The sequence below is a fragment of the Pseudozobellia thermophila genome (genome assembly GCF_900141855.1).
Taxonomy (GTDB): domain Bacteria; phylum Bacteroidota; class Bacteroidia; order Flavobacteriales; family Flavobacteriaceae; genus Pseudozobellia; species Pseudozobellia thermophila.
Genome location: NZ_FQYU01000001.1, coordinates 591,982 through 617,471, shown reverse-complemented (window position 1 = coordinate 617,471; position 25,490 = coordinate 591,982). Strand labels below are relative to the sequence as shown.

The 25,490-nt window shown below is 48.4% G+C and carries 24 protein-coding genes; 9 read left to right on the top strand and 15 right to left on the bottom strand.

What is annotated here, in order from left to right; translation table 11 throughout:
* Positions 1 to 2: 2 nt before the first annotated feature.
* Together BUB37_RS02615 and BUB37_RS02610 are read right to left on the bottom strand one after the other, a co-directional pair.
* Positions 3 to 485 carry a gliding motility lipoprotein GldH gene (locus tag BUB37_RS02615; protein ID WP_072988021.1) on the bottom strand — a complete coding sequence of 161 codons (483 nt, stop codon included), beginning with the start codon at positions 483 to 485 and terminating at the stop codon, positions 3 to 5.
* Complete coding sequence (locus BUB37_RS02610) at positions 478 to 1,740, bottom strand: PSP1 domain-containing protein (RefSeq protein WP_072988019.1); 1,263 nt, start codon at positions 1,738 to 1,740, stop codon at positions 478 to 480. Before BUB37_RS02610 ends, BUB37_RS02615 begins: the two co-directional genes overlap by 8 nt.
* A 188-nt stretch (positions 1,741 to 1,928) precedes the next feature.
* Between BUB37_RS02610 and BUB37_RS02605 the strand changes: the two genes are divergently transcribed.
* Positions 1,929 to 3,098: an MFS transporter gene (locus tag BUB37_RS02605; RefSeq protein WP_072988016.1), complete on the top strand. Its 1,170-nt coding sequence runs from the start codon at positions 1,929 to 1,931 to the stop codon at positions 3,096 to 3,098.
* Positions 3,099 to 3,100: 2 nt separating this feature from the next.
* On the opposite strand, the gene trhO is transcribed toward BUB37_RS02605, so the two are convergent.
* The 3 genes from trhO to BUB37_RS02590 are packed head-to-tail and all read right to left on the bottom strand — an operon-like array spanning position 3,101 to position 5,659.
* Positions 3,101 to 4,132 carry an oxygen-dependent tRNA uridine(34) hydroxylase TrhO gene (trhO, locus tag BUB37_RS02600; protein ID WP_072988013.1) on the bottom strand — a complete coding sequence of 344 codons (1,032 nt, stop codon included), beginning with the start codon at positions 4,130 to 4,132 and terminating at the stop codon, positions 3,101 to 3,103.
* Positions 4,133 to 4,187: 55 nt separating this feature from the next.
* Positions 4,188 to 4,418: a ferredoxin gene (locus BUB37_RS02595; RefSeq protein ID WP_072988010.1), complete on the bottom strand. Its 231-nt coding sequence runs from the start codon at positions 4,416 to 4,418 to the stop codon at positions 4,188 to 4,190.
* Positions 4,418 to 5,659 (bottom strand): peptidase U32 family protein, encoded by a 1,242-nt coding sequence (locus tag BUB37_RS02590; RefSeq protein WP_072988006.1) that lies wholly within the window; start codon positions 5,657 to 5,659, stop codon positions 4,418 to 4,420. Before BUB37_RS02590 ends, BUB37_RS02595 begins: the two co-directional genes overlap by 1 nt.
* Positions 5,660 to 6,269: 610 nt before the next feature.
* On the opposite strand from BUB37_RS02590, the gene recA reads away from it, so the two are divergent.
* From recA to BUB37_RS02570, 4 genes are all read left to right on the top strand, one after another.
* Positions 6,270 to 7,277, top strand: coding sequence for a recombinase RecA (gene recA / locus BUB37_RS02585; RefSeq protein WP_072988004.1), 1,008 nt, complete (start codon positions 6,270 to 6,272; stop codon positions 7,275 to 7,277).
* Positions 7,278 to 7,429: 152 nt separating this feature from the next.
* Positions 7,430 to 7,855, top strand: coding sequence for a hypothetical protein (locus BUB37_RS02580; protein ID WP_072988002.1), 426 nt, complete (start codon positions 7,430 to 7,432; stop codon positions 7,853 to 7,855).
* 36 nt (positions 7,856 to 7,891) lie between these two features.
* On the top strand, positions 7,892 to 8,461 hold the full coding sequence (locus tag BUB37_RS02575; RefSeq protein ID WP_072988000.1) for an RNA polymerase sigma factor: 570 nt from the start codon (positions 7,892 to 7,894) through the stop codon (positions 8,459 to 8,461).
* A gap of 54 nt (positions 8,462 to 8,515) precedes the next feature.
* Complete coding sequence (locus tag BUB37_RS02570; RefSeq protein WP_072987998.1) at positions 8,516 to 10,057, top strand: outer membrane beta-barrel protein; 1,542 nt, start codon at positions 8,516 to 8,518, stop codon at positions 10,055 to 10,057.
* Positions 10,058 to 10,149: 92 nt separating this feature from the next.
* Here BUB37_RS02570 and katG read toward each other — a convergent pair whose 3' ends face one another.
* Together katG and BUB37_RS02560 are read right to left on the bottom strand one after the other, a co-directional pair.
* A complete protein-coding gene (gene katG / locus BUB37_RS02565; protein WP_072987996.1) occupies positions 10,150 to 12,396 on the bottom strand; it encodes a catalase/peroxidase HPI in 2,247 nt (748 codons plus the stop codon).
* Between the two features lie 161 nt (positions 12,397 to 12,557).
* Entirely contained in the window at positions 12,558 to 13,301 is a 744-nt protein-coding gene (locus BUB37_RS02560) for a lysophospholipid acyltransferase family protein (protein WP_072987993.1), read from the bottom strand.
* 72 nt (positions 13,302 to 13,373) lie between these two features.
* Here BUB37_RS02560 and trpS point away from each other — a divergent pair, with 72 nt between their 5' ends.
* A complete protein-coding gene (gene trpS / locus BUB37_RS02555; protein WP_072987990.1) occupies positions 13,374 to 14,342 on the top strand; it encodes a tryptophan--tRNA ligase in 969 nt (322 codons plus the stop codon).
* Complete coding sequence (locus BUB37_RS02550; protein WP_072987986.1) at positions 14,342 to 15,298, top strand: M28 family metallopeptidase; 957 nt, start codon at positions 14,342 to 14,344, stop codon at positions 15,296 to 15,298. Before trpS ends, BUB37_RS02550 begins: the two co-directional genes overlap by 1 nt.
* Before the next feature lie 244 nt (positions 15,299 to 15,542).
* Here BUB37_RS02550 and dprA read toward each other — a convergent pair whose 3' ends face one another.
* Positions 15,543 to 16,646: a DNA-processing protein DprA gene (dprA, locus tag BUB37_RS02545; protein ID WP_072987983.1), complete on the bottom strand. Its 1,104-nt coding sequence runs from the start codon at positions 16,644 to 16,646 to the stop codon at positions 15,543 to 15,545.
* Positions 16,647 to 16,751: 105 nt separating this feature from the next.
* Between dprA and BUB37_RS02540 the strand changes: the two genes are divergently transcribed.
* Both BUB37_RS02540 and BUB37_RS02535 read left to right on the top strand, forming a co-directional pair.
* Positions 16,752 to 17,717 carry an HU domain-containing protein gene (locus tag BUB37_RS02540; protein WP_072987980.1) on the top strand — a complete coding sequence of 322 codons (966 nt, stop codon included), beginning with the start codon at positions 16,752 to 16,754 and terminating at the stop codon, positions 17,715 to 17,717.
* A 108-nt stretch (positions 17,718 to 17,825) separates the two neighbouring features.
* On the top strand, positions 17,826 to 18,347 hold the full coding sequence (locus tag BUB37_RS02535) for an acyl-CoA thioesterase (protein WP_072987978.1): 522 nt from the start codon (positions 17,826 to 17,828) through the stop codon (positions 18,345 to 18,347).
* On the opposite strand, the gene BUB37_RS02530 is transcribed toward BUB37_RS02535, so the two are convergent.
* From BUB37_RS02530 to atpG, 7 genes are all read right to left on the bottom strand, one after another.
* A complete protein-coding gene (locus BUB37_RS02530) occupies positions 18,344 to 19,180 on the bottom strand; it encodes an aldo/keto reductase (protein ID WP_072987975.1) in 837 nt (278 codons plus the stop codon). The two genes, BUB37_RS02535 and BUB37_RS02530, sit on opposite strands and share 4 nt — an antisense overlap.
* 142 nt (positions 19,181 to 19,322) lie before the next feature.
* A complete protein-coding gene (locus BUB37_RS02525) occupies positions 19,323 to 20,555 on the bottom strand; it encodes a murein hydrolase activator EnvC family protein (RefSeq protein WP_317616541.1) in 1,233 nt (410 codons plus the stop codon).
* Positions 20,542 to 21,339, bottom strand: coding sequence for a lipoprotein insertase outer membrane protein LolB1 (locus BUB37_RS02520; protein WP_072987972.1), 798 nt, complete (start codon positions 21,337 to 21,339; stop codon positions 20,542 to 20,544). The genes BUB37_RS02525 and BUB37_RS02520 overlap by 14 nt, the downstream gene beginning before the upstream one ends.
* A gap of 45 nt (positions 21,340 to 21,384) precedes the next feature.
* Positions 21,385 to 22,329: a tetratricopeptide repeat protein gene (locus BUB37_RS02515; protein ID WP_139278056.1), complete on the bottom strand. Its 945-nt coding sequence runs from the start codon at positions 22,327 to 22,329 to the stop codon at positions 21,385 to 21,387.
* A 40-nt stretch (positions 22,330 to 22,369) separates the two neighbouring features.
* Complete coding sequence (dut, locus tag BUB37_RS02510; protein WP_072987966.1) at positions 22,370 to 22,804, bottom strand: dUTP diphosphatase; 435 nt, start codon at positions 22,802 to 22,804, stop codon at positions 22,370 to 22,372.
* 59 nt (positions 22,805 to 22,863) lie between these two features.
* Complete coding sequence (locus tag BUB37_RS02505; protein WP_072987963.1) at positions 22,864 to 24,339, bottom strand: lipopolysaccharide biosynthesis protein; 1,476 nt, start codon at positions 24,337 to 24,339, stop codon at positions 22,864 to 22,866.
* 277 nt (positions 24,340 to 24,616) lie between these two features.
* The gene (atpG, locus tag BUB37_RS02495; protein WP_072987956.1) at positions 24,617 to 25,477 is read right to left on the bottom strand and encodes an ATP synthase F1 subunit gamma; all 861 of its coding nucleotides are present in this window, start codon (positions 25,475 to 25,477) and stop codon (positions 24,617 to 24,619) included.
* Positions 25,478 to 25,490 lie beyond the last annotated feature (13 nt).

Below are 25,490 nucleotides of genomic sequence, written 5' to 3'. Positions count from 1 at the left end.
ATCTAATTACTTTTTTCTATTTGAAAACCTACATCGGTAATGCCTTGTAGATTGACCACTCCGTTTACGCTCCCATTTTTACGCATGGCATGCGAAAGGCTTAAACTATATACGCCGGGGACGGGAAAAACGATGTTTTCCTTATACCACAATTTATTTTCCTTGATACTTCCGTATCCTTTGCCCAACCACGTTCCGTCGGGCAAGGCCATTTCGTATTCCAAGGTATCCTTTATGGTTTCCCCGTTAGGAAATTCCAATTCGGCTATCAAAAACAGGTTGTTGTAGGGATAGGAAGCATCGTTGCGTACCGTAATGAACATATGGTGCCTTTGTAGGGTGTCGAGTTCGGAAAACGTGAATTGATACACGCTGTCTTTGTTCCACGCCCCGTTCTGGGTCGCACGAAATTCTGACTTGACCAAATTTTCATTACAGGAAGAAAGTAAAATCAACGCACAAATGGCGCCCCAATAGTTACCCATTTTTTTGTCGCTTTTTTCTAGGGTTTCTCCTTTTTTTGTTGTTCTGTCCGCCTTGGTTCTTTTGGTTGTTCTGGCTTTTTTGACCGTTCTGCGATCTCGAATTGGCATTGCCGTTTCTTGACTTTGAGCGGTTTCGATTGCGCTTTCGGCTTTTAGACCTTTTAGGCCTATCAAACCGGGTCAGGCTATCTTGCCCCACCACATTCTCGAATACCTTTTCTTCCTTAACGAAGTTATCAACAGTATATTCCTCTAGACTTGCAACTTTTTCCTTTTTCTTGTTTTTTTCTAGAATTTCAAGGACCTGGTCTTTGGTCAGCACGTGCCAATTGGAGGGGTCTTCCTTGTATGAGAACCACAGTTTTTCCTTGAAAATATCGGTTTTCTGGCAAAATGCCACCCCTTTTTCGGTAAGCAGCTTCGTATCTTGTGAAGGAAAGTCCTTTAACACTTCCAGGTACATATCGAGCTCATAGTTGAGGCAACATTTGAGCTTTCCACATTGCCCCGCCAGTTTTTGGGGGTTCAGCGACAATTGTTGGTAGCGGGCCGCCGAAGTGGAAACCGACCTGAAATCGGTCAGCCAGGTCGAACAACAGAGCTCGCGGCCACAAGATCCGATGCCTCCCAAACGTTGGGCCTCTTGGCGATACCCTATTTGGCGCATTTCGATTCGAATACCAAAGGCCTTGGCCATGTCTTTGATCAATTGCCTAAAATCTACCCGTTCTTCGGCCGTGTAGTAAAACGTGGCCTTTGATCCGTCGCCCTGAAACTCCACGTCCGAGATCTTCATCTGTAGCTTGAGGATAATGGCGATCTCGCGCGCACGCTTTTTGATCTCTTCCTCACGATCCCGGCATTTTTGCCACTTGTCTATATCGTTCTGCGAGGCCTTGCGGTATATTTTAGGCAGGCTCTCGTCCTTAAAATCTACCTTTTTCCGCTTCATCTGTACCCTGACAAGTTCGCCGACCAAGGTAACCATACCAACATCGTGCCCTGCCTGTGCCTGGGTGGCGACAATATCGCCTATAGAGAGCGAAAGGTTCTCCGTATTCCTAAAAAATTCCTTCCGACTATTCTTAAAGCGGACTTCAACACAATCAAAGGGTTTTTCGCCGCTAGGTAGCGACATATTGGAAAGCCAATCAAAGACCGTTAACTTATTACAACCATCGGTACCACAAGTTCCGTTGTTCTTGCATCCACGAGGTTGTCCGTCCTTGACGGTCGAACAACTGCTACAGCCCATATTTTATATCTTGATCCCGATTAATCTGACGGGGGTCTCTCGGGAAGGGGTTCATACTTATCTTAACCGTAAAGGTACTAATTTTTTAATGTGTTGAAAAAGTTATCTCAACTTACATTTGTTCTTTGTTCCTTTGCACCGGCAAGGTCTAGCCGCGCCTAGGTTAAAAAAATTGGACGCTTTGTTCTATGGAAAAGCAAAAAGGCTTAAGCGATGCCGTTCTCTATCTCATGAGCCTCTCCGCGGGCTTGGTCGCGGCGAACCTGTATTACAACCAACCTCTCCTCCATTTGATATCGGTAAGTTTCGGGGTCACCGAATCGGCCGTTAGCAATGTGGCCCTGGCTACCCAACTGGGCTATGCTTCCGGCCTGCTTTTCGTGATTCCGTTGGGCGATATGGTCTCTAACCAAAAAATATTGAAAATAGATTTTGTACTTATGCTGGCCTCGTTGTTGGCGGCAGGATTTGCCCCTTCTTTAGGGTTGCTCGTGCTTGCCAGTTTTTTTATAGGATGTACCTCGGCACTGCCCCAGTTGTTCGTTCCCATGGCCGCCCAACTCTCAAACCCACAAAATAGGGGCCGGGCCATTGGCATTGTCATGAGCGGCTTGCTGATCGGTATCTTGGGAAGCAGGGCCATCAGCGGTTTCATCGGCGAACAATTTGGTTGGCGCACCATGTATTTTGTCGCCACGGCCATGATGCTCGCACTCTTTATCATCCTAAAGATAAAATTACCAAGGGTCGACCCGGCTTATACCGGCAGTTACAGGGATCTAATGAAATCGTTGGTGCATTTTTTTAAGACGGAAGCGCCCCTGCGTTTGGCAGCCTTTCGCGGTGGTCTTTCCTTTGCAGGATTAAGTGCCTTTTGGACCACCTTGGTCTTTTTGATGGAGGATAATTTCGGATACGGCAGCGGTGTTACCGGAACCTTCGGTCTTATAGGCGTCGTAGGGGCAATGGCAGCCAGTGTGGTAGGAAGGCTAAGTGACCGCATGAGCAAAAACCGCATTGTTATTACGTCAAGTCTTGTACTTATCGCTTCATGGACGATCTTCTTGTTTTCGGACCATTCCATAATCGGCATTGTCATTGGGGTAATTTTGGTAGACCTGGGGCAACAATCGCTGCACATAGCCAACCAGAATATCATCTTCTCCAAAAATGTAAATGCCCGAAACCGTACGAACACGGTTTATATGGTCATCTTTTTCCTGGGAGGTGCCCTCGGTACGGTCTTAGCCGCCCTTGCCTGGCAACATTACCAATGGACAGGGGTTTCGCTCCTTGGCCTTTTCCTCTCCATAACCACCTTGTTGGCCCATTTGGCCTTTGGCGACAAAAAGATATAAACCTACTTTTTAAACTTCAACACTTCCGACCGGCCTTTTTTGAAGATCTTATTGCTGGCCGTTTTCCCCTTTCTTAGGGCCTTTTGTTCTTCGTAGGGCAGGGCGTGGATCTCTTTGCAGCTATCCGAACAGCAATTGTCCATTTTCCGGGCACATTCCTCGCATTGTATAAAAAGAAGATGACAGGCCTCGTTGGCACAGTTTACATGGGTATCGCAGGGTTGGCCACATTGATGGCACTGTGCGATCACGTCGTCTGAAATACGTTCGCTCCTGCGGTGGTCGAAGACAAAATTCTTGCCCACGAACTTGTTCTCCAATTTTTTGGCGTTTACCTGTCGGGTATATTCTATAATGCCCCCTTCCAATTGGTACACCTGTTTAAAGCCCTTGTATTTATAATAGGCACTTGCCTTCTCGCACCGGATCCCCCCGGTACAGTACATGACCAGCTTTTTATCCTCCTTATGGTCGGCAAGGTCATTTTCTATAATGTCCAATGAATCCCGGAATGTATCCACATCGGGTGTAATGGCATTCTTAAAATGGCCAATCTCGCTTTCGTAGTGGTTTCTCATATCTACCAAAACGGTGTCCGGGTCTTCGATAAGTTCATTGAACTGCTCCGCATTTACGTGTACCCCCTTGTTGGTAACATCGAAGGCGCTATCGTTTAGGCCATCGGCCACAATTTTGCGCCTCACCTTGACCTTTAACTTTAAAAAGGAAAGGTTGTCTTGTTCTATGGCAATGTTCAAGCGTACATTTTCCAAAAAAGAAATGCTGTCCAAGTGTTTTTTGAAGGCTTCAAAATTCTCTGCCGGTACGGATAATTGGGCATTAATGCCCTCATGGGCCACGTAAATACGGCCCAAAACGTCCAATTCGTTCCAATGAAGGAACAAATGGTTTCTAAAAATGGCAGGATTGCCAATGTGTGCATATTTATAGAAAGAAATCGTCAAGCGCTCTTGACCGGCCTCTTTGATAAGGGCCGCCCTTTCCTTTGCACTTAATGTATTGTACAGTTGCATGCTATACCCATCGTTAAGTTACAGAATAGTCTATTCGGGCAAAGATAGGTTAATATTAGCGCAATTTGGTGGTAATGATCTTTACGGGGCAGGCTTGTTGGGCTTGTCTGCACGGTTCGTAAATGGCATTGTCAGGTGATTTGATGGTATGGAAGCCCTTTTTCTCCACCGCATGCAACAAGACGCTTTTCCCGTCTTTCTTGGACATCTGGAACTGTTCGGGCGCCAATTCGACACAATAATTGCACCCGATACACTTTTTTCGCTGTAAGGTAACAACGACCATTATTGCTTGACGATTTTATACAATTTATCGGAGGGCCGTACCTTGAAGCCGGTAGGGAAGGTACAGTTGTTTCCCTTTTCGGCCATTTCGGCCTTGAGGTCGTTCACCATCATCTCGTCCAATTGCAGTTCCTTTACCCCAGTGGTAGGCCCGGTCACCAAAAGTTGGTCCCCTACCTTAATGTCATAGGCCTCTATCTTAAATTCGGCGATTCCGGGTTTGGAATAATAGTGGACACCCTTGCCTACATAGACTTTCTTTTGCGTGGCCTGTGATCCAGGGCCATCACTCCATTCCCCCAGTTTCTGCCCCAGGTAATAGCCGCCCCAAAAGCCGCGGTTATACACCTTTTTCAAGGCTTCCATCCAAGCGTCTACTTTTTCCTTTTCAAAAGTGCCTTCGTAATAGGCGTCGATCGCTTCCCTATAGGTTTTAATGACCGTGGCCACATATTCAGGAGCACGCCCCCTACCTTCTATCTTTAGCACTTTTACCCCAGCGTCGATGATCTGGTCCAAGAAGTCGAGCGTACAAAGATCCTTGGGCGACATCATATATTCGTTGTCCAATTCGATCTCAAAACCGCTTTCCTGGTCTATGACCGTGTATTTTTTACGACAATTCTGCTTACAGGCCCCCCTGTTGGCCGATGAATTGTGGGAGTGTAAGCTCAAATAGCATTTTCCGGATACCGCCATGCACAAGGCACCATGGCCAAAGACCTCTACTTCCACCAAATTACCGGAAGGCCCTTTTATCTCTTCTTTTTCAATTTGGGAACAAATCTTCTTTATCTGCCGTAAACTCAATTCCCTGCTCAATACCACGGTATCGGCAAACAGGGAGTAGAACTTTACGGTTTCTATGTTCGTAATATTGATCTGGGTAGAGATATGCACCTCCATATTGATCTGCCTTGCATAGGAAATTACGGCTTGGTCCATGGCAATAACGGCGGTAATACCCGCTTCCTTGGCCGCGTCCAAAACGGTTTTTATGATAGAAAGGTCGTGATCGTATATGATCGTATTCAGGGTAAGGTAGGTCCGTATATTCTTCTCTCCGCACCGCCTGGCGATCTCTGGCAAATCTTCCAACGTAAAATTAATACTTGCCCTGGCCCGCATGTTCAATTGCTCCACGCCAAAGTATACCGAATCGGCCCCATTATCGATAGCTGCCTGTAAGGACTCATAGTTCCCGGCCGGGGCCATTAGTTCTATCTTTCCATTTCTTGTCATAGGTACAAGGTGCTATATTTTTTTTGGAATGCAAAGATACATTATATAGCCATATTTCCATGCTAGGGCACTAACTATAAGGCTTCTAGTTAAAGCTTCGCAAGTTTGGCCGAAGCCAAAAAAACGGCTTCCCAAGTACTTATTGGGAAACTTCGAGACCCCCGAACACCCCATAACGATCGGTATATTATGGGATCTGACAAAAAAAGAGTCCCGAGAAATCAGGACTCTTTAATCGACCATTCCATTTGATCTTCTTCATAGCATTCTTTGGAAAACGTATAAAGGAAGTGGTCATCGTTGCTTCCCCCAAAACAAGCTAGGGGAATGTTGTTTGAGTTAGTTCCCCGGCCTCGCGGACCGCTGGAATATTTTATACAAGATGCACCGATTTTAAAAAGGTTGCGTCAGCCAAAAAAGAAAATGTTACAAAGTTGATTTTTAACCCTTTACAATGCAAGGCCAAGCCCTTGGGCATGGCCTTTGTTCGGATTTCTACTCCCTGGGGCCGCCCCATCCCCCTTTAACACTCCATCCAACAGAAAATGTAGCCCAGAACTGGTTTTATGCGAAAAGAAATGGTATTTTAGCCTCCCTAATTTGAAAAAATATGAGCTCGGAAAAAGACGCCAAACTGAAGGCATTAAAATTGACCCTGGACAAACTGGACAAGACCTATGGCAAAGGTGCCGTAATGAAAATGGGAGATAGCGTTGTCGAAGACGTAGAGGTAATTCCCTCCGGTTCTCTAGGTCTCGATATCGCCCTAGGTGTCGGTGGTTATCCCCGAGGAAGAATTATAGAAATATACGGCCCGGAATCGTCGGGTAAGACAACCCTTACCCTGCACGCCATGGCCGAGGCGCAAAAACAAGGGGGCATAGCCGCCTTTATCGATGCGGAGCACGCCTTCGACCGTTTTTATGCCCAAAAGTTGGGGGTCGACATCGACAACCTTATTATTTCCCAGCCCGATAACGGTGAACAGGCCCTTGAGATTGCCGATAACCTCATCCGTTCCGGTGCCATCGATATCGTCGTCATCGACTCGGTGGCCGCCCTTACACCCAAAAGTGAGATAGAAGGCGAAATGGGGGATTCCAAAATGGGTCTCCATGCCCGTTTAATGTCGCAGGCCTTGCGTAAACTAACGGGGTCGATCAGCAAGACCAATTGCACCGTTATCTTCATCAATCAGTTGAGGGAAAAGATCGGGGTCATGTTCGGCAACCCCGAAACCACAACCGGTGGAAACGCCCTAAAGTTCTATGCCTCGGTAAGGTTGGATATTCGAAGGTCTACCCAGATCAAGGACACCGATGGCGGGATACAGGGAAACAAGACCCGGGTAAAGGTCGTCAAGAACAAAGTGGCGCCCCCGTTCCGTACCACGGAATTCGACATTATGTACGGCGAGGGTATTTCGAAGGTAGGAGAAATCATCGACCTTGGGGTACAGTACGAGATTATCAAAAAAAGCGGTTCGTGGTTCAGCTATGGCGACACCAAACTCGGCCAAGGCCGGGATGCGGTAAAATCGCTTTTGCTGGACAATCCGGAACTCCTCGAAGAGTTGGACGGCAAGATAAGGGAAGCGATAAGCGCCCTCTCGGAGTAGCCCTTCCCCATCGCCAAAAAAACGAAGCGGCACGAGCCTTGACCGGCAGCCAATGCTGCCCTTGCCAAGCGAGGCAACACAGGCTTCGCTTAGTCGAAAAACAACGCAACCATAACGGTTTTTTTTCATCTAATGGAAAAAATTGATGTATTATGAAGCGATTGTTTTATCTTTTCACTTCGGTAGCCATTACCGTGGGTTTCGCCTCTTGCAGTTTGGATGACGATGGTGCCAATTTTTATTATGCCCCCCTCGAAATAGTTAATGCGCAAGTACCCGATACCTTTGAGTACGGCAAGGTCTACACGATTAACGTAGACCTTTTAAGACCGGACGACTGTACCATGTCGGACACCTTTGACGTTAGGCGATCGGCTACCGATTCGACCAATATCAGGACGGTATCGGCCATAGGCATCGTGCTGGAGAAAGACGAGTGCGAAGAGGTATCCGAGGAAATAAGGGATTCCTTTCAGTTCGAGGTAATCTATAACGACCCGTATATTTTTAGATTTTACTCCGGGGATAACGAAAACGGGGACCCCGAATTCATAGAAGTTGAAGTACCGGTAAAATAAACCCCGTTCAAAAACCTTAATTAGCGAACCAAAACCTTGAGTCTCGAAGAACTCATAAAAAACTGCAAGAAAGGCAATAGACGTGCCCAAGAACAACTGTACAGGAAATATTCCAAGACCTTGTTCGGCATCTGCCTTAAATATTCCCGTAACAAAACGGAAGCGGAAGACAACCTTCACGACAGTTTTATGGTGATTTTCGAGAAAATCGGGCAGTATAAATCAAAAGGTTCGTTCGAAGGATGGCTCAAGCGCATAACCATCAACACGGTTTTGCAGAAGTATAGAAAGGAGGAATACATGACCTTGGTGACCGAAAACACACCAATTGAAACCGAGGTCGACGAAGAGTATACCGATATTGGTCTAAGCACCTTGTTGGGTTACATTCAAGAACTGCCCAACAAATACCGCTTGACCTTTAACCTATACGTACTCGACGGCTATTCGCACAAGGAAATAAGCGAACTCTTGGGAACCTCGACCGGAACGTCCAAATCAAACTTGGCCCGGGCCAGGCAAATTTTAAAGGAACGCATAGAAACAACACATAACAAAGCCATTATTGGGGTGCTGATTTTCTTTTTTACAGAAATATGGGCATAACCAAATGATTTATTAAGCATCAAAGACACCATATACCACCTAAGACACTTAAAAATGGGTAGACAACATCTTGACGAACTCTTTCGGGAGAAGCTCAAGGACTTCGAGGAAACCCCCGACGAACGCGTTTGGGACAACATCGAAGCCTCTTTGAACGAAAGAAAGAAAAAACGGGCCTTACCACTGTGGTGGAAGTTAGGCGGGGCGGCGGCATTACTGGCGCTCGCACTGTTCGTTTTCAATCCCCTGACCGGGAACAAAAACAATATACCGACCGTTACGGAAACCGAGTCCGAGCACCCGCAAAAGGAAAACGAGGTTCTTCCTCTCGAGCAAAGGAACCAATCAATAACCGAAGGGGACAAAAACACCTCGGAACCCGCTACTTGGGGTACCGAAGAAGAATCGGGCTTCGAGGCCACGGCCACTTCGATTGCCGGGCATAACGACCAAGGGGCGCTGGACACCGAAGACGGCAGCCCATCCCAAAGAAGCCCAAAAGCGGTAGATTCCGAGTCTTTGGCCGAGACTAATGCGAACAAGGTGGGAACGGCACAAAATGCCCCCCTACACGACAGTACGCCCTCTGTCGCCCAAAATGACGAAGTCGACAATTACGCTTCCCCAACTGAGGAAACATCGATAGGTTTCGAAGAAGAAAACAAGAAGAACACCTTGGGCGCCGAGCCTGACCATACCCAACGGAAAGGTGCCCCGGTCATCGATACAAAGGAGGGGCTTGCACAGAAAGAGGCCGACCCGATTTTGGAACAAGACCCCTCGGAGAAAAAGTCGATCCTAGACGTTATCGAAGAGCAGAACGAAAAGGAAGAGGCCCTCGCCGAATCTTCGCAAAAGCGTTGGTCGGTCGGCCCCAGTATTGCTCCCGTCTATTTTAACGGTGTAGGTGAAGGCTCTCCCATACATTCGGCCTTCAACCAAAACTCAAAGTCGGGAAACACCAACCTGAGTTACGGTCTTTCCGTTGCCTACGAAATAAGCGATAAGTTACGGCTACGTTCGGGTATTCACAAGGTCAATTACGGCTACGACACCGATGATGTGGCCTTTACGTCTACCTTGGAAGTGTCTTCAACCGAAAAAATAAAGAACATCAACTATACCTCTACGGCCAAAAACCTGATCGTAAATAGTGAGACATCCACATTTTCAAGCCTTTCCTCGCCCCTCAACGAACTGGCCTTGGAGGTGGGCGACGCAAGTGCGCCCATCCGAAATGGTTCCATGTCGCAACATTTGGGCTATATCGAAGTGCCCTTGGAGCTCGATTACGTACTGGTCGACAACAAGTTCGGTGTAAACCTTGTAGGTGGTGTCAGTTCGCTGTTTTTATTGGACAATTCGGTTACCCTGTCTTCAGGCGACCTGGTTACCGAAGTGGGCGAGGCCAACAATGTCAACAATGTCAATTTTAGTACCAACATCGGGTTTGGTCTCAATTATAAGTTCACCCCTTCCGTTCAATTTAACGTAGAACCGGTATTCAAATACCAGCTTAATACCTTCTCGGAAATTTCCGGTGATTTTAGACCCTTTAGCGTAGGGGTGTACAGCGGCCTTAACTTCAAGTTTTAGGCAGGTCGCCGAGGGATATTCTTCAATTTCAAGTAAAAAAAAAGGGAGGTACCGAACGGTACCTCCCCTGCCTAAGAAATCACATAAAATGACTAGGCCAGATCAAAACGATCCAGGTTCATCACTTTATTCCAGGCAGCGACAAAATCGCTGACGAACTTTTCTTTCGAATCGTCGCAGGCATACACCTCGGCCAAGGCCCGAAGTTCTGAGTTTGATCCGAAGATGAGGTCGACCCGGGTTCCGGTGGCCACGACCTGATCCGACCCGCTTTTTCGGGCTTCAAATACCGATTCGTCTTCATCTACGGCCGTCCAATTCCATTCCAAATCAAGAATATTGACAAAGAAATCGTTCGTCAAAACCCCTGGTCTGTCGGTAAACACCCCGTGTTTAGACCCGTCGTAGTTGGTGTCCAATGCCCGCATTCCACCAACTAGAACCGTCATCTCGGGAGGGCTCAAGGTCAAAAGTTGGGCCTTGTCGACAAGCATTTCCTCTGCGGATACGTTGTATTTTTCCTTGACATAATTCCGGAATCCGTCCGCTCTGGGCTCCAGGGCATCGAAGGCCTCGGCATCGGTCTGCTCTTCGGTAGCATCGGTTCGGCCCGGTGCGAAAGGTACGGAAATCGGGTAGCCGGCATCTATTGCGGCCTTTTCCACGGCGGCGCATCCACCGAGAACAATAAGGTCGGCGATGGATATCCTTTTGTTGTCGTCTTGGGCATCGTTAAAGCTTTTTTGGATTTCACCCAGTTTGCCCAACACGTTCTGTAATTGCTTCGGATTGTTCACGATCCAATTTTTCTGTGGGGCCAGTCTGATTCGCGCGCCATTGGCACCTCCCCGCTTATCGGACCCCCTAAAGGTAGAGGCGGAAGCCCAGGCCGTTGAGACAAGTTCGGCAACCGAAAGGCCCGACGCCAAGATGCTCTTCTTTAACCCGGCTATATCACCGTCGTTGACCAGTTCATGGTCTACGGCAGGTACGGGATCCTGCCAAATAAGCACTTCCTGCGGAACCTCAGGCCCCAAATACCTTTCGATCGGACCCATATCGCGGTGGGTTAGCTTGAACCATGCACGCGCATACGCGTCTTCGAACTCCTCGGGGTTTTCAAGAAAATGTCGCGATATTTTCTCGTATTCGGGATCCATGCGCAAAGACATATCGGTCACCAACATGAACGGCGCATGCTTTTTGTCCGGATTGTGCGCATCGGGCACCGTACCGGCACCGGCATCGCCCTTTGGCTTATATTGCCATGCCCCACCGGGGCTCTTGGTCAGTTCCCATTCATACCCGAACAGGTTTTTAAAGTAGGTGTGGCTCCATTGGGTCGGGGTATCGGTCCACGCACCTTCGAGGCCACTGGTAATGGTATGCTCTCCTTTTCCTGTACCGAAAGTATTCTTCCACCCCATACTTTGCTCGGTAATACCGGCAGCGGCAGGTTCTGCCTGCACATACTTCGAGGGGTCGGCGGCACCATGGGTCTTGCCAAAGGTGTGGCCGCCCGCGATCAAGGCAACGGTCTCGTAGTCGTTCATGGCCATACGCCCAAAGGTGTCCCGAATGTAGTGGGCCGCTTCCACCGGATCGGGATTTCCGTTATGCCCCTCGGGGTTTACGTAAATAAGCCCCATGTGGGCAGCGGCCAAGGGGTTCTCCAATTTGTTTTCGTTGGCGTAGCGCTCTTCACTTCCCAGCCATTCCCCTTCGGAACCCCAATAAATATCTTCCTCGGATTGCCATATATCTTCCCGGCCACCAGCAAAGCCAAACATTTTAAAGCCCATGCTTTCATGGGCGCAGTTACCGGCCAAGATCAACAGATCGGCCCAAGAAAGTTTCTTTCCGTATTTCTTTTTGATAGGCCAAAGCAACAGGCGCGCCTTATCGAGGTTGGCATTGTCGGGCCAACTGTTCAACGGCGCGAAACGTTGCGACCCCGAACCCGCGCCCCCACGGCCATCGGCTATACGGTATGTCCCCGCACTGTGCCAGGCCATACGGATAAAGAATGGACCATAGTGCCCGTAATCCGCCGGCCACCAATCCTTACTGTCGGTCATCAACTTGTACAAATCTTCCTTAACGGCCTTCAGGTCGAGTTTTTTGAACTCCTCGGCGTAGTTAAAACCCTGGTCCATGGGATCGGAGAGGGATGAATGTTGCCTAAGAATGTTCAGGTTCAGCTGGTTGGGCCACCAGTCTTTGTTCGTTGTTCCGCTACCGGCCACATGATTGAGGCTTCCATCCAAAAAAGGGCAGCTCGCGGCGCTTGATTCGTTAACGTCCCAGGCATCGCCATGGGGATTCTGATTCGTATCCATAATGCTAGTATTTTTTAGGTTCGAATAAAGTTACCGAAAAACAAGGCATGCCCTACTATAATCAATCTTGATTTAAATTATTATAGTATTGGTAATTTCTATGGCGCAGGGCAGGGTTAGGAACCGGGGGGAGCATAAAGGTCGGCCGTCCCGAATATCCACTACTGTTCTGCCAGAAGCTCGGCCAAGATAACGGCCCTTACTTTTTCCCGTAGCTCGGCCGTCCCTTCCCCATCCAAATCGGTGGTATCGAAGAAGGAATGCACCTTGGCCCTTAGCGGGCCGGGTGAACCGCTAAAAAAGGTAAACGAGAATCTTTTTTTATTGTCGATAAAGGTCATGGGCACAACGGGAATGTCATGGGCAATGGCCATCTTAAAGGCACCGTCCTTAAAATGGTCCAGAACCACCGACTCATCGTCGGGCACACCGCCTTCGGGAAAAATGCAGATGCTCAGACCCTGATTAAGCCTTCGTTGCGCCCGTCTGTACACTGCCGTTCGGCTCTTGGTATCTTCCCGATCTACCATTATACACACCCTCTTGTAAAAAAAGCCAAAAAGGGGAATTTTAACCAGCTCCTTTTTTCCCACAAAGACAAAGGGGTTTTTGCTAATGTAGAGCATGAGCATAATATCCAACATACTGGTATGGTTGGCCACCAACATATAGCTTTTGCCGCGCTCCATTTTTTCTTCGTATACGATCTTGGGGGGACAACCCATGCCGTACAAGATCGGTTTTGCCCATAAATTTCGTGCCAACCAAAAGAACGCGGGATACCATTTTTCGGAAAAGGTGGTAAGCAACAGAAAGGGGAAAAAAACAAGTATGGGCAAGGCGACCAAGATATAGAACCAGATTCGGTACAAGGTGTAGCCTATTTTTTTAAGCAGTTCGAGCATAAAATCAAAAGTAACAAATTACCCTTATTATTACCTATTTCTTTATCTTTGCCGCCTTATAAAACATAAGTGATGGCACGAATTTTAACAGGAATACAGAGTACGGGAACCCCTCACTTGGGAAATATTCTAGGAGCGGTCATGCCAGCCATTCAAATGGCGCAGGACCCTAAGAACGAATCCTTTCTTTTTATCGCCGACATGCATTCGCTGACCCAGATAAAAGACGCCGAATTACTGCGAAGGAACACGTATTCGATCGCCTCAACCTGGCTTGCTTTCGGGCTCGATATCGAAAAGACCGTTTTTTACCGCCAGAGCGACGTGCCCCAGGCCACTGAACTGGCTTGGTACCTCAGTTGTTTTTTTCCCTACCAAAGACTGACCTTGGCGCATGGGTTCAAGGACAAGGCCGACAGGCTCGAGGACGTAAACGCCGGTTTGTTTACCTACCCCATGCTTATGGCCGCGGATATACTGTTATACGATGCCAATATAGTCCCCGTTGGTAAAGACCAGCTACAGCATATCGAGATGACCCGCGACGTGGCTTCCCGTTTTCACGCCAAAATGGGGGAAACCTTCGTCATACCGGAGGCCAAGGTGCAAGAGGAGACCATGTACATACCCGGAACGGACGGCCAAAAAATGAGCAAGAGCCGGGGCAACCTGATCAACCTCTTTCAACCCGACAAGAAATTGCGCAAGCAGATCATGGGCATACAGACCGACAGCACCCCCATGGAAGACCCAAAAGACCCCTCGACCGATAATGTCTTCGCCCTTTACAAGATTTTGGCCTCACAAGAGCAGATCGAGGAAATGAGTGCCAACTACCTGGCCGGGAATTATGGTTACGGACACGCCAAGCAAGCCCTTTACGAAGTAATCCTACAAAAATTCGGTGAGGCCCGTGAAAAATACGAGTACTACACCAACAATTTGGACGAAGTGGACGAAGCCTTGGCCAAAGGTGCGGAAAAAGCCAAAAAAGTAGCGAACGAAGTACTCGCCAGGGTCAGGGAAAAAGTAGGTTATTGATGGGAAAGGCGTTTATTCTATGTCTTTTTCTAATGGGTACGGCCCAAGGGTTTTCGCAAGCGGAAATTACGGAAGAAGAGCTTTACGACCACATTTCCTTTCTGACCTCTGCCGACAATGCCGGCCGTTACCCGGGCAGTAAAACGAATAAAGCCCTGACCAACTATATCGTCCAAGAGCTCAAGAGTTCAGGGGTCGAAAAACCAAAGCGCTCTTACCGGCAAAAATTTACGGCCGAACTGCGGGTTTCAGGCAAAACCCAGAAAAAGCCCAAGGTCAAGACCTGGAACATCATCGGTGTTCTTCGGGGCAACCACCCGACCCTTCGCAACGAGTATATCGTCTTGGGGGCCCACTACGACCATTTGGGGTACGGCGGACCAAGTTCAAAATCGGACAAAAAGAATGCGGTACACCCCGGGGCCGACGACAATGCCAGTGGTACGGCCGCCCTTCTCGAAATTGCCGAAAGGTTGGCGCACAACAAAGACCGACTTCAACGAAGCGTCATTTTTGTGGCCTTCGGGGCCGAGGAACAAGGCCTTCTCGGAAGCAAGCATTTTGTAGCGAACCCTCCCGTTCCCCTTTCGCAGATCAAGCTGATGATCAATATGGATATGGTAGGTCGATTGAACGACCAAAAACATGTTTATATGGGAGGCGCAGGCACTTTCCCCGGAGGGGAACGGCTTATGGCCGAGCTGGGCAAAAAGGCCGGCCTCAACCCCGTGATCCATGCCGGATCGGTCGGGGGATCGGACCATGTATCCTTTTACAAAAAAGGCATCCCGGTTCTTGGCATGCACACGGGTGGCCATCCTCAATACCACACTCCCGAAGACACCTTGGACCTGATCAATATCGAAGGGGAAAAGATGGTTTGCGACTACATCTACGAAACCATCCTTGCCTTGGCCGGTTCCGACCGCACGCTTCAATTCATTGCCCAAGACTGAGCCTGACCGGCTTCGCCCAAGGCCTAAGAACCTTTGTGTTTTTACCTAGGCATATGGGGCCGAACCGACCACAGGGTCGGTTTAACCCTGTTCGAGCCTCCGATAGGTCGACTTACACCCCGTCCTTAAGAAGTCTTTTATCGATAAGTTACGCCATGGAGTGTTTTTAAACACATTTCCGATAGGTCACCGACCACCCGGTCGGTTTCGGGGAAGGCAAATCGGGGCAATCCGGCGGTCAAGCCTAAATGGCTTCGAACATTTTTCCCGGCAGGGGCCTTACCACACCCTTCATTTCCATGTTCAACAAGGTAGACGAAGCCTTAAAAACCGGTAATTGGCATTCCAAGGCAATACTGTCCAACAACTGCTTCCCGTCTTTCTGCAAAAAGGAATAAATGGATTGTTCGGTAGGGTCAAGTTCGACGAACAGTTGTTTTTGCACCGGTCGGGCCTCTTTTTCCCCTACCTCCCAATTCAACAGATAGACCAGATCGGCGGCCGAAGTGAGCATGTGGGCCTTTTGTTGTTTAATCAGGTTATTGCACCCTTTGCTGTATTTATCATTGGCCCTTCCCGGAACGGCAAAGACGTCGCGATTGTAACTATGGGCTATATCGGCAGTAACCAGACTACCGCCCTTTTCGGCCGATTCGACCACTACGGTGGCCTCGGCCATCCCGGCAATGATCCGGTTACGCCTTAGAAAGTTTTCCCTATCGGGATGGCTCGTACTCCAAAATTCGGTGAAGAAGCCGCCGTTGTCCTTTACGTCGTCCACGTATTTGGCATGTGCCCTGGGATAGATTTGGTTGAGACCGTGGGCCAGGCAACCAATCGTTTGCAGACCATGCCTGATGGCAGCCTTTTGTACGGCGATATCGACACCATAGGCAAAGCCACTAACGATTACCGGGTCTAGGGGCACCAGGTCTTCAATGAATTTTTCGCAGAATGCCTGCCCATAAGTGGTAATGTTTCGCGTGCCCACGACGCTGATGACCTTTCGCTTGCCAAGGTCTATTTTTCCCTCCCTAAAGAGCAATATGGGGCTATCGATGCAATGCTTTAAGTAGGCCGGGTAATCCGAATCGCCGAAGTAGACCGGATCCCACCCCCTTTTCTCGATAATGGTAAATTCGTCCTCGGCCGCTTTTTGATGTTCGGTATCATAAAGCCCCCTAAGAACTTGGGTGCCTATTCCCTCAATTTGCAGCAAATCGCGCTTCCTGGCCTTGAACACCTCGGTAGCGGAGCCGCAATGGGCTATGAGTTTCTTGGCCGTTACATCGCCAATATGGGGCGTGTGCTGTAACCTCAAGACGGCAAGTAGTTCATCGCTAGTCATGTACAAGCTCTTCAAAGTTATTCACAAAATACACAAAATATAATGTTAATAAAAAGTGCGGGCAAGGCTGTTTTGAAGCCGTAATTTTTATAAAATTTGCGGTGTATGGGATTAGAACACTATATAAAGGATTTACTTTACCGCTATAATTGTGTAATAGTGCCTGGGTTCGGGGCTTTTCTAACACAGGAAAGATCTGCCGTGATCCAAGAAGGTACCAATACGTTTTATCCACCGAGCAAAACGGTTTCCTTCAACGGGCAGTTGGTCTCCAACGATGGTCTGTTGGTCTCCTATGCGGCCGAAGTCCAAAAACTTTCCTTTGAGGAGATGCACCAGCTGATTCGGGAAGAGGTCTTGGAATGGAAGTCGCAACTCCAAAAGGGGGAACACCTTGAGCTTTCCGATATAGGCACGCTTTGGATGGGCACCGAGGACAAGATCCAATTTCAGCCGACAGGTAGCGTAAATTACCTTACCTCTTCTTTTGGTATGGCTTCCTTTGTATCGGTTCCGGTAACCCGGGAAGTGCTAAAAACGGAGGTTTCCGAGCTCGAAGGAAAAACACCGATTACCTTTACCCCGGAAAAAAGGGAAGCCTTGACCGTACGTCCCTATCTAAAATATGCAGCCGTAGTCCTCTTGGCCCTCACAGCCGGTTTTTCGGGATATAAATACTACAAGACCGATCAGGCCAACCAACAATTGGCCCGGGAAGAAGCCCAGGAACTGGTCTCAAAACGCATTCAAGAAGCCACCTTCTTCGACACGGACCCCTTGGAGCTTCCTGCCATAACCTTAAAGACCTCAAAAAAGGCCATAGGCCCCGACAAAACATCGAACAAGAAGGTCCATCATATCATCGCAGGAGCGTTTCGGTACCGCACCAATGCCGACAGAAAAATAGCCCAGCTAAAGGAGCAGGGGTATAATCCGTCGTACATTGGCACCAATTCTTTCGGACTTTACATGGTGGCCTACGACAGCTTTACCGATGCCGACAAAGCCTTGACGGCCCTTCGTGAAATCAAGCTTACCCAAAAGGACGCTTGGCTGAAATCGGTCAAATAGGCCTTCCCTTTCCCGATTTCTAACCCATTTTGCCACGAGGTCACTGTACGCGTTTAGGGGTTTGTACCAAATCCACCATAAGCACGTATCTTTGCGAAAAAATTAGATATGAAGGGCAAAACCCCCAAGGAATCAAGAACGACCATGACGGATATGGTACTCCCCAGCGAGACCAATCCGCTGAACAACCTTTTTGGCGGAGAACTCTTGGCGCGAATGGACCGTGCCGCCAGCATAGCCGCCAGGCGCCATAGTCGCCACATTACCGTAACGGCGTCGGTAAACCACGTAGCCTTTAACCAATCGGTACCGGTAGGAAGTGTCTTGACCGTAGAAGCAGCCGTTTCACGGGCTTTTAAAACTTCTATGGAGGTCTATATCGATGTTTGGGTAGAAGACCGTTTCAACGGCGAACGGACCAAGGCCAACGAAGCCATATATACCTTTGTAGCCGTGGACGACAATGGGCGCCCAACCGAAGTGCCGCCCCTCATCCCCGAAACCGAACTGGAAAAGAAACGTTTTGAGGCCGCCCTCAGGCGAAAACAACTAAGTCTAGTTTTGGCGGGCAAGATGCTCCCCAAAGACGCCACCGAACTAAAGGCCCTATTTATGGGCGATCAAGACTAGAAGTCAAAATTGTCGGGGTCGGGCCCCGTGCGTTCCCCCTTGTCCATACCATCGAGGTAGGCCACCTCTTCATCGCTCAGCTCAAAATCGAAAATTTCGGCATTCGAGGCGATCCGGTTTTCATGGACGGATTTTGGGATGGCCACGACCCCTTTTTGAAGGTTCCATCTCAAAACAATCTGTGCGGCCGTCTTGCCATACTTTTTCTCAAGTTCCTTGGTAATATCGAGCTGAAACAGCTTGCCCTGTAAAAAGGGCGACCAAGATTCGTATTGAATGCCTTTCGCGGTGCAGAAATCGACCAAATCCTGTTGTACCAGATAGGGGTGGAATTCCATTTGGTTGACCATGGGCACGATTTCGGCACTCGTCAGAAGGTCTTCCAAGTGATGTTGAAGAAAGTTGCTGACCCCGATCGCACGGACCCGTTTTTCCTTGTATAGTTTTTCCAGGGCCTTCCAGGTCTCCTTGTATTTGGCGACCACCGGCCAGTGGATTAAGTACAGGTCCACATAATCCGTCCCCAAGCGTCCTAGGCTGGCCTCAAATGCCTTTAGGGTGTCATCATACCCTTGGTCCGAGTTCCACACCTTAGTGGTCAGAAATACGTCTTCACGGGCCAGGGAACTCTCCTTTATGCCCTTGCCCACGCCTTCTTCGTTCTTGTAAATCGCCGCAGTGTCTATGTGGCGGTATCCCATATTCAATGCATACTTTACGGCGTGTACCACTTCTTGGTCGTTGTCGGCCTGGTAGGTGCCCAGCCCCAGATAGGGTATTTCAACTCCATTGTTCAATGTAAAGGTGCCCTGCAAATCTGTTATCTCGCTCATTTTTGATAGAATATTTGATTAAACCACCCGACCTTGCCGGCCAAGCGACGTATTGAGCCGTTAAATTAAAAAATAAGGTCTTTTTAAACCTCTTCCTTGCCAATAAACTTTTGATAAATTTGGGCAGTCGCCCCGTTGGCCCCTATAACTGATACACCCACTCCTCAGGATTTAGCTTGGACGTATTTTGGTGCAGGTAGAACTTCAAGCGGGTCTGACCGTTGTTCCGGTTGGTATAAATCTGGCCCAATTCGGTTTTGGCCTCAACCCTGTCTCCCTTCTTTACGTAGAGTTCGGTAAGGTTGTAATAGGTGCTGATGTAGTTTCCGTGTTTGATCTGTACCGCTTTGTTTCCCCCGGGAATGGACAAGATGGCGATGACCTCTCCCCTAAAAATGGCACGGGCCTTGGCCCCTTCGTCGGTCGTAATGATCACCCCATTGCTTTGATGCTTTATACCCGGGTAGATCGCATCGCTGTACACCCCAAACCCTTGGCTTTTAAACCCCTTTTCAACAGGCCAGATCAGCCTGCCCTTGTTTGCCGAAAAACTGTTGGCGATGATGGCCGCCTCGGGGGTCATTAAAAATTTGCTGGGGTCATTGTCGGCCTTGCCGGCATCTTTATTGGCCATGGCCACCGATTCTCGCACCAAACGCTCTATTTCCTTATCGATTTGCCTGGCCTGGTTCTGTTTGTCCCTGATTTCAGCGGCGTATTTGGTCTCGTTCCTCCTTATGGAGCCCAGCAGCGCCTGTTGGGCCTTCTTCTCAGCGGTCAATTCGTTCCTGGCCTTTCGGTTGGCCGCGATCAAAACATCCTTCTGCTTCCGCTGATCGGTCAAATCTTGGTTAAGCTCGGTCAGCTCTTGGGTCTTAACGACTATTTTCTCTCCCTGCCGCCTGCGAAAATCGGTATACTGCTTTATGTACTGCAAGCGTTTAAAGGCCTGGAAGAAATCTTCCGAAGACAACAAAAACATCAATTTGCTCTGCTGTATCTTGCTCTGATACCCTTTTTGTATCATCATGGCATAGTCGTCTTTCAAATCATCCAATTCGCGCTTTAGCGCCGCTATGGCATTGATGTTTTCGTTGATCTTTCGATTTAAAAGGTTCGCCTGTTCGTTGGTAACGTCGATCAAGCGTTGCCTGACCCTGATTTTTTGGTCGAGGGCTTCCATGCGATCCAATACCGTACCCCTCCTTTCCTTTTGGGCAAACAAGAGGTGGTTGATCTGCTCGATCTCTCTTTGCAATTGTTCGCGCTTGGCCTCAAGGGCCTCCTGTTCATCGCTTTGCGCGCTCAGGCCAAAACATCCTACAAAACAAAAGACATAAAGAACAATGAAATATAACCGTTTATCTTGCATCATCCTTTAAAACAATCTCTTTAAAACCTTTGGGTATATTATATGGAAATCTCAAATCTTGGTCGAACTCTATATTGCGGTATTCGATATCTATGGTATTGCGCTGATCCCCTTCTATGGCCGCTACGGCAATTTCTTTGGGCAGCACCCATTTGTTCACCTTTTGATAACCTGTATAATTGATTTGCAACAACCTTTTATTCAGGGGCTGTGACAGTTGTTGCGATGCCATTTTAAAATTCCTGGGTTCTATTTCAAAAAGCACCTTAAACAGTTCCATGGCTTTCTTGGGCTTAAGTCGATAACTACCGTTTACCACCGAGGCCTCGTACTTACCGTCGTTCAAATCGAAGAGGGCCTCGCCCAATAGCAGGTTCTGTACCTGCTTAAAATCGAGCTCCGTGCCCAAATACCTGCTTAAATAGGCAAAATCGCCGTCAAAGTACTCGTTTTGCAGCTTGTTATAGAACGAAACCCGCCCTGGGGTAATGTAGGCCTTTACCATTCCAAAAGGAGCGCTGATCCAAATGGCCTTGTCCTTTTCCATACGCAGGTTTACCGATACGCCCTGTGTCGACTCCCCGTCGGAATAATCGATCCGCATTTTACCGCTTATGGTCTTAAAATCCAAGGCGTTCTGGTAGTGGGTACGTATAATGGACTTGGCCGAAAGGCCCCTATTGATACCGCTATCGCCAAGGGCCTTTTTCGATTTACACGAAAATGCCATAAGGGCAAAAACCACAAGTAGTACAAAACGTGAAGCCGACCGAAACCTTGTTCTCATAAGCGAAGCGATGTTTATGAAAAACCGGTATTTCTTGCCAAAGACCTAAAAACCCGGTTTTATCTTACGAAGATACATATTTGCCTTGACTGAATTGTTAATGGAATTATAAGCATCGGACAGCTCTTGGTAGAATCTATTGGCCAACGAACCATCGTCGACAAGATAATCGAGGCCCGTTTCGAGTACTTCGATAGCTTCTTCGAAACTGGACCTCCTGTTGAGGGCATAGCCCCTGGCATAGTAGAGAAAGGGCTGCAGGGGATAGTTATCCAAAGCCTCTTGGGCCACTTGGTCCAACATGTTCAAGTCTTCGTCGCGAATAAATTGGTCGATTTTCTCCTTGTACTGCCGGTAGGACCCAGAATCGTCGTTCTCGCCCGATACCCGGGCCGGCACATCATTGGTATGGGATGTTTTTGTTTTTTTCTTGATGGAATCATTGATCTTTGACGAAAGTTCGGCCGTAAACTTCGATGCCTTGGCCGTGTTTAAAATGCCCAATGCCGTTTCATAATCCTTCTTTTTAAAATAGGCCAGGGCCAAATTCTCCTTTACTTTGGAACCGGCCGGGAGCAGGCCCACAACACTCTCGAACGGCTTGCCCTGCTTTCTAAGGGTTTCGACAAAGGTATCGGCATACCACAGGTTTTCAGGTTCGTTTTCAAGGGCGTTCAGGGCGTAGTCTTGCGCCAGGGGATACTGTTTTTCCTTGAGGTATACCTTGGCCAATTCGTGGTCTACCACCACCTTGCCCGCATCGAGCTCCTTGCACTGTAGCAAGAGATTGATGGCCTTGTCGTAATTCTCGATGCCCTTTTGCTTAAGGGCTTCAAAAAAGGTCTCCTGAAAGGCATCGGAATAATTTTCCAAAAAGAGCTCGGCACTCTTTTCAACGTCTACCGCCGGCGCCTCTTCCTGGCCATACGAGGGCATCGCTACGGACAGCATCCATACGGACAAAAACGCTATGTATCCCCTTTTTTTCATATTTCGTTATCCTTATCGGGCCATGCCCTGGGGCATTGGGCTACTTTACCCCGGTACTTCCAAAGCCACCGGCGCCCCTTGCCGTTTCGGAGAGTTCGTCGACCTCGACCCATTCGGCCCTTTCGTGTCTGGCGATTACCAATTGGGCCACGCGTTCCCCGTTTTCTATGGTGAAGGGCTCGTTGGAGAGGTTGACCAAAATAACCCCGATTTCGCCCCTATAATCGGCATCTATGGTGCCCGGCGCGTTCAATACGGTAATTCCCTTTTTGGCGGCCAGACCGCTCCTCGGCCTAACCTGCGCCTCGTATCCCACCGGAAGTTCGATAAAAAGTCCGGTTTTGACAATGGAACGCTCCAAAGGTTGTAACGTAATCGGTTCGGAAATATTGGCCCGTAGATCCATTCCGGCAGAAGCCCCGGTTTCGTAATGGGGCAGTTGATGCGACGATTTATTGATAATCTTGATGTGCATAGCTTGTAACTTGGGGCCAAGGCCCGTATTTGTGATTGTTGAAATGTTATGGTTTTCGATCAGCCCTGCTTAGGTCCTTTTTTGAAAAAAATTTGTCTCAATTTATCGTTCTCAAGCTTATAAACCAAGCCCAAGAACAACAAAAGTAGCACGATCCCGATTATTAAATTCCTATTGAAAACATAAAACGAGAGCGTGGAGAACAAGATGGATATACCCAGGTAGAAGGTGATTTTTCTAAAATTATAGGGCACGGGATACCGCGATCGCCCCAGGTAATACGAAAGTGCCATCATGCTTCCATAGGCCAGAAGGGTAGCTATGGCCGATGCCATATAACCGATATAGGGAATGAACACATAATTGATACCAATGGTTATAATGGCGCCTATTACGGAAATAAAGGCTCCGTACCTGGTCTTATCGGTTACCTTGTACCAGACCGATAGGTTGTGGTAGATACCCAAGAAGAAACTCGCCAGAATAATCAAGGGGACGATATCCATGGCCTCCCAATAGGCTTCGTTACGTACGAACAGGAGTTTAAGGATATCGGCGAAAACCACAACGGCCAACAAAATGATACTGCCCAAGACCACGAAGTAATTGGTAATTTGGGCATAGGCCCTTTGCGGGTTTTCGCTACCCGCATGGCTAAAGAAAAAGGGTTCGATACCCATTCTAAAGGCCGTGGCAAAAAGGGTCATAAAAAGGCCCAATTTATAGCAAGCCGAGTACTTGCCCACTTCGCTCTTGGCGATATCCGCGGGCAGGAGGTTCTCCAAAAGGATCCGGTCGAACACCTCGTTGATGGTAAAGGCGATTCCGGCGACCAACACGGGCCAGCCGTACCGCATCATGCGTTTCCAAAGTTCGGTATCGAAGGTATAGTCCCTTCTGATATACAACTTCAACATCAGCAACAATGTAAGTATGCTGGCTACCAGGTTGGAAATAAAAATATAGGAAATCTCAAAGTCGGGCCTGTACATCCACCCGAAAAAAGTATCGGGATCCTCTTGAACCATCTTCGGCAATACGAGCAGAAAGAAGATGTTGAGTCCGAGGTTGACCGCGACATTCAGGATTTTAACCACGGCATAGCGCATGGGCTTTTCGTTGGCCCGCAACCATGCAAACGGTATGATCACCAAGGCATCGAAGGCAATGATGAAGATGGCGTAGCGTATAAACTCGACCCCTATTCCGGTGGCCCTGGCCAAGCTATTCTGCAACAAAAGCGCCAAAATGGTAAAGATGGCAGTACTCACCATGATTGAAACCAAGGAGGTCGATACCACCTTTTGTTTGTTGTCGCCGCCGTTGTAAAACCTAAAAAAGGCCGTCTCCATACCATAGGCCAGAAGGACGTTGAATATGGCGAACCAGGCAAAAATGACCGATATCTCGCCATAGCCCTTCGTTTCAAGAACTCCCGTATAGAGCGGAAGCAAAAGAAAGGACATCATGCGCGGCAGTACCGTCGCCAGGCCGTAAATAGCCGTTTGCTTAAATAGTTTTTTGAGCGGATTCAATGGCGAAGTTTAATACCCAAAAGTACCCATTTATAAGGATGTGGCAAAGTATTCTATATGGCCTTCCCCTTTATTTGCCTTTCGTGCCCGGACCAGAGGCGGATAAGTACCAAAAAACGCCGTATACCGTCACCTATTGGGTCAAAACCAGGAGGTCCATTGTATCGATATGCCCTTGTTAACGGCAATACCCTAAGCTTGGTGCGGATCAAAAGAATTAAAAAACCCCACATTTCCGTGGGGTCTTGGTTATATAAACTTTCTATTTCATTCTTACTTAGTTGTTCAAGGCTTCGGCGCCACCGACGATCTCCAAGATCTCGTTGGTAATGGCGGCCTGTCTGGCCTTGTTGTAGGTCAGCTTAAGCTGGTCCCTAAGTTCGGTAGCGTTATCGGTAGCCTTGTGCATGGCCGTCATACGTGCGCCGTGTTCACTGGCAAAGGAATCCCTTACGGCTTTGTACAATTGTGTTTTAAGCGATTTAGGGATCAATTGCTCAACGATTTCGGCCTTTGAAGGCTCGAAGGTATAGTCGGCACTTATGGCGTCACCGCCCGCTGCGGGAACGATCGGCAAAAACTGCTCGGTCATTACCAATTGGGTGGCGGCGTTCTTGAACTTGTTATAGACGATATCGATGCGGTCATAGTTACCCGAAACGAACTGTTCCATCAGGTCTTCGGCAATAGCGGCAACGGAATCAAAGGTCAAATCGTCAAAAATTCCGCTATGGTTGGCTATAACCTTGGCCCTTTTGGCCCAAAAATCGTTCGCTTTCTTTCCTATGGCGACAAAATCGACCTGTTTTCCGGCGTATACCTCATCGTTCAAAACCGTAGTCTGTTTCAGGATATTCGAATTGAACGCCCCGGCCAAGCCCCTGTTCGAGGTAATGGCGACCACCAATACCTTTTTGACTTCGCGATTATCGGCAAACTTGCTTCCGGAATCGGCATCCAAACTTGCACTTAAACTTTGTAAAAGTTCGGTAAGCTTATCGGAATAGGGTCGCATTGCGGTAATGGCGTCTTGGGCCTTCTTCAACTTGGCAGCGGATACCATTTTCATGGCACTTGTAATCTGCATCGTAGAAGATACCGATGTGATCCTATTTCGTATTTCCTTTAAATTGGCCATTTTCCTTTAGTAA

Bases quoted from the DNA above. Each gene is read 5' to 3' on its own strand.
- BUB37_RS02550 (WP_072987986.1), top strand. From the start codon at position 14,342: ATGGGAAAGGCGTTTATTCTATGTCTTTTTCTAATGGGTACGGCCCAA.
- BUB37_RS02570 (WP_072987998.1), top strand. From the start codon at position 8,516: ATGGGTAGACAACATCTTGACGAACTCTTTCGGGAGAAGCTCAAGGAC.
- BUB37_RS02515 (WP_139278056.1), bottom strand. From the start codon at position 22,329: ATGAAAAAAAGGGGATACATAGCGTTTTTGTCCGTATGGATGCTGTCC.
- dprA (WP_072987983.1), bottom strand. From the start codon at position 16,646: ATGACTAGCGATGAACTACTTGCCGTCTTGAGGTTACAGCACACGCCC.
- BUB37_RS02520 (WP_072987972.1), bottom strand. From the start codon at position 21,339: ATGAGAACAAGGTTTCGGTCGGCTTCACGTTTTGTACTACTTGTGGTT.
- BUB37_RS02535 (WP_072987978.1), top strand. From the start codon at position 17,826: ATGAAGGGCAAAACCCCCAAGGAATCAAGAACGACCATGACGGATATG.
- BUB37_RS02615 (WP_072988021.1), bottom strand. From the start codon at position 485: ATGGGTAACTATTGGGGCGCCATTTGTGCGTTGATTTTACTTTCTTCC.
- atpG (WP_072987956.1), bottom strand. From the start codon at position 25,477: ATGGCCAATTTAAAGGAAATACGAAATAGGATCACATCGGTATCTTCT.
- BUB37_RS02560 (WP_072987993.1), bottom strand. From the start codon at position 13,301: ATGCTCGAACTGCTTAAAAAAATAGGCTACACCTTGTACCGAATCTGG.
- BUB37_RS02540 (WP_072987980.1), top strand. From the start codon at position 16,752: ATGGGATTAGAACACTATATAAAGGATTTACTTTACCGCTATAATTGT.
- trhO (WP_072988013.1), bottom strand. From the start codon at position 4,132: ATGCAACTGTACAATACATTAAGTGCAAAGGAAAGGGCGGCCCTTATC.
- BUB37_RS02610 (WP_072988019.1), bottom strand. From the start codon at position 1,740: ATGGGCTGTAGCAGTTGTTCGACCGTCAAGGACGGACAACCTCGTGGA.
- recA (WP_072988004.1), top strand. From the start codon at position 6,270: ATGAGCTCGGAAAAAGACGCCAAACTGAAGGCATTAAAATTGACCCTG.
- BUB37_RS02530 (WP_072987975.1), bottom strand. From the start codon at position 19,180: ATGAGCGAGATAACAGATTTGCAGGGCACCTTTACATTGAACAATGGA.
- trpS (WP_072987990.1), top strand. From the start codon at position 13,374: ATGGCACGAATTTTAACAGGAATACAGAGTACGGGAACCCCTCACTTG.
- katG (WP_072987996.1), bottom strand. From the start codon at position 12,396: ATGGATACGAATCAGAATCCCCATGGCGATGCCTGGGACGTTAACGAA.
- BUB37_RS02595 (WP_072988010.1), bottom strand. From the start codon at position 4,418: ATGGTCGTTGTTACCTTACAGCGAAAAAAGTGTATCGGGTGCAATTAT.
- dut (WP_072987966.1), bottom strand. From the start codon at position 22,804: ATGCACATCAAGATTATCAATAAATCGTCGCATCAACTGCCCCATTAC.
- BUB37_RS02605 (WP_072988016.1), top strand. From the start codon at position 1,929: ATGGAAAAGCAAAAAGGCTTAAGCGATGCCGTTCTCTATCTCATGAGC.
- BUB37_RS02525 (WP_317616541.1), bottom strand. From the start codon at position 20,555: ATGATGCAAGATAAACGGTTATATTTCATTGTTCTTTATGTCTTTTGT.
- BUB37_RS02580 (WP_072988002.1), top strand. From the start codon at position 7,430: ATGAAGCGATTGTTTTATCTTTTCACTTCGGTAGCCATTACCGTGGGT.
- BUB37_RS02590 (WP_072988006.1), bottom strand. From the start codon at position 5,659: ATGACAAGAAATGGAAAGATAGAACTAATGGCCCCGGCCGGGAACTAT.